Consider the following 2,907-nt stretch of genomic DNA (forward strand, 5'->3'; position numbering starts at 1 on the left):
ATGATGCCTTCTTGTTGGCGAGTCCAGATCGCTTGTTCGATGGCATCGAGCACCATCGAGGTGGCCATCGTTGATGCGACTCGCCAGGCCAGGATCCGCCGCGCGTAGGCGTCGACGACGAAGCCAATTCTGTGGAATCAAAATTGTCAAGTTCTTCAGGCTTTCCCGGGTCGGATTTGCACGATCGGCAGCATGGTCACGGTCGCCGGCGTTGCGAGCTCACGCGGGGTGGGCCCAGCCGGAGTGGGGACGTCGGCGAGCCGGTCCAGCAGGGCGGTTACTGCAGTGTGTCCGTCGTCGACGGCAGCGCGTTCGTCGTCGGTGAGCGGGATGGTGGCGAGCATGCGCTGCAGGTTGCCGCTGGCTTCGAGCAGCTGGGCTTTGGTGGAGTCTTTCGGGGTGTAGAAGTCGCAGCGGGCGCAGGCCATCCGGTGCTGGCATTGCTCGAAAAAGCTGTAGCTGCACCAGCCGTGGCCCAGATCGTAGTGCTGCCAAGGCTGGCCGGTGGCGGCGGCGCCGGAGGTGATGGCCTCACGGTCGAGGAGCACCTCGATGGTGCGCACGTTGCGGGCGAAGTAGCCAGCTTCGGTGTAGGCCTTGGATAGGGTGTTCGGGCTGATCTTCGCGTAATGCTGGGTGGTGTTTGGTGTGCGATGGCCGAGCCACGCCTGCAGCTCGAACAGCGTCATCGGTTCCTTGGCGTTGTAGAGCTGGGACGCGATCGTGGAACGAGCTCGGTGGCTGGTGATCTTGCCGCGCACGTCGCTGCTAGGGACACCTGCCCTGGCGCAGAGCGCGGGGATGATTGTGCGGTTGATGTAATTCTTCGCGACCGGGTGTGCGCGGACGGCGAAGAGCATGTGCACGTGCTCGCTGGTCTTGCGGTCCAGCGTGGTCGGCTGTGCCGGGCGCAGTGCCTGCCAGGCCTCGATCGCCTGTCCCAGAAGCGGATCGACGGGTTTGGTGTGCAGCTCCCACCTCATACGGGCCAGGTCGGTCAGACACAGGTGTCGGGTGGTATGCGTGGAGAACTGCGGAACATCAGCCGCCAACGCAACACGGCGCACCACCTTCGACCAGGTCCACAAACTCAGCGGTTCACCGCGGTTGCGCCGTGACTCCGACAAGAACAGCGGACCGCGGGCCCGGCTGATCTGGGCCCGATGCGCGAGATAGCCCGACAGCAGCACCCCGGTCGCCGCCGAGTACGGCACCACCCGCCCTCGGCGGGTCTTGGTCGTCTCCGCCCGCACCCGCAGTGTGCGATGCGCGGGATCCAGATCCTCGGTGCGCAACGAGCACAGCTCCTCGCGGCGCAACGCCGCATCGTAGGCCAGCGCCAGCATCAACCGATTACGGATCGGCTCCACACGGAACGCCCCGAGCAGCCGCAACCACTCCGCCTCGCCAGGGATCCACGGCAACTTGACCATCCGCGCGACCAGCGGCCGGGGCTGGCCACCGCCGAAGCCCCGGCCCGCCGTGTAACGGCCGCGGCCGACCGGATTGGACTCGCGCACACCCTCCTCGACCAAGAAGTCGTAAAACAGCCGCACCGGAACCAGCCGCTGCTGCAGCGTCGCATTCGCCAGACCCGAACCCGAGTCCAACACAACAACTTTCGGTCCACGCAGGCTCGGGCGAGTCCGCAACTCCCTGATGAACAAGGCGATCTGGGCCCGGGTCGCCGAGACCGGGTCGATGCCCTCCCGCTCGCACACCAGCAGATACTCCGCCAGGCCGCGAGCGTATGCGTCGATCGTGCGAGGTGCCCGCCCCAGATCGACCCAGATCTGCAGCCACTCCCGCGCCCGCTCGTGACGGCGCAACACCGGCCACTTCTCGTCCAAGATCACCGACACAGTGAACAGGGCCCCTCAGCTCGTGGTGACACGGAGGGACGAACACCCAACCCCCGGTGTGATTCCACGTAACACCCCCGGTGTGATTCCACGTAACCAATACGTAGGCAAACCCCGACCAGGTCGACACGTAGGTCAGGTCAGCGACTCACAATCGGTTCGGTGCCGGCGGGGCGAACTGCCGCTGCACGAGATCGGCGGGCCGCGCTGCGGTGGGGTCGGCGATCGTGGTGCGTTTGGCCTTGCCGCGGGAGGCTCCGGTGAGGCCGAGTTCGGCCATCAGCCGCTCGACGGTGCAGCGGGTCACCGCGATGCCCTCGCGGTTGAGCGCAAGCCACGCCCGTACGGGGTCAACCCTGCGAGTTCTCAGACCCCGACCTGGATGACGCGTGCTTGGGTCGTTGCCGTGGCCTCATGCGCGGCGATCCCGGATGTCGTGGTTACCCAACAGGTGTTGTGTCGCGCCGCACCCATTGAGCAATCCGCTAATCATGCTGACGATCGACAATCTGCCGAAGTGCAGTGCCCGTAATCGGCGGTGGCGTCAACGTGGAAGACGCGTCGATGCCGGCCCCAGTCGTGCTCATCAAGACAGCTGGCCTACGGTTCAATACCTCGATAATGCCGTTGCGGTCGGCGCATTCGCTGCAGGTTCGTCATGAACTGTGGCCTCTTCTCGGTGGTGAAAACCCGAGACTAAGCAGCTGTCGGCCGATCGTTGCGGTGAACTTCCAATGAGCAATCCTGGCTGCAGCGCTGCGTCGCGGCGGCGCAGCTGGCGCGGCTGGACGCGTCCCGGTCACTCACCCGTGAGTTGGTGGTATGTGCTGCTCACGCGCTGCAGCGTGTCCATGTACTCCTCGACCATGTTCAGCACGATTTCCGCGGCTGGCTTGACTTTGGTCATGCGGCCCACCCCCTGGCCGACCGGGCCGCCGACAAGGTCTGTGCGGCCGGCCCGTTCGGCCCGAGCGGTGTATTCGGCGTAGAGCAGGTACTGCAGCGGCATGGGAAGTGGCCCGGGCCCATTGGAATCGTCCCAGGC

The 2,907-nt window shown here is 65.6% G+C and carries 1 protein-coding gene and 3 pseudogenes; all 4 read right to left on the bottom strand.

Going from position 1 to position 2,907, the window contains the following annotated elements; translation table 11 throughout:
- Positions 1–122, bottom strand: a pseudogene (locus ACLP9N_RS01340) (hypothetical protein); the annotation flags it as partial.
- A 33-nt stretch (positions 123–155) separates the two neighbouring features.
- Positions 156–1,862, bottom strand: coding sequence for a tyrosine-type recombinase/integrase (locus ACLP9N_RS01345; RefSeq protein ID WP_442405710.1), 1,707 nt, complete (start codon positions 1,860–1,862; stop codon positions 156–158).
- 151 nt (positions 1,863–2,013) lie between these two features.
- Positions 2,014–2,205, bottom strand: a pseudogene (locus ACLP9N_RS01350) (IS3 family transposase); the annotation flags it as partial.
- A 456-nt stretch (positions 2,206–2,661) separates the two neighbouring features.
- A pseudogene (locus tag ACLP9N_RS01355) lies at positions 2,662–2,907 on the bottom strand (nitronate monooxygenase); the annotation flags it as partial.

Origin of the sequence: Mycobacterium sp. (assembly GCF_052144515.1) — a bacterium.
Classification (GTDB): Bacteria; Actinomycetota; Actinomycetes; order Mycobacteriales; family Mycobacteriaceae; genus Mycobacterium.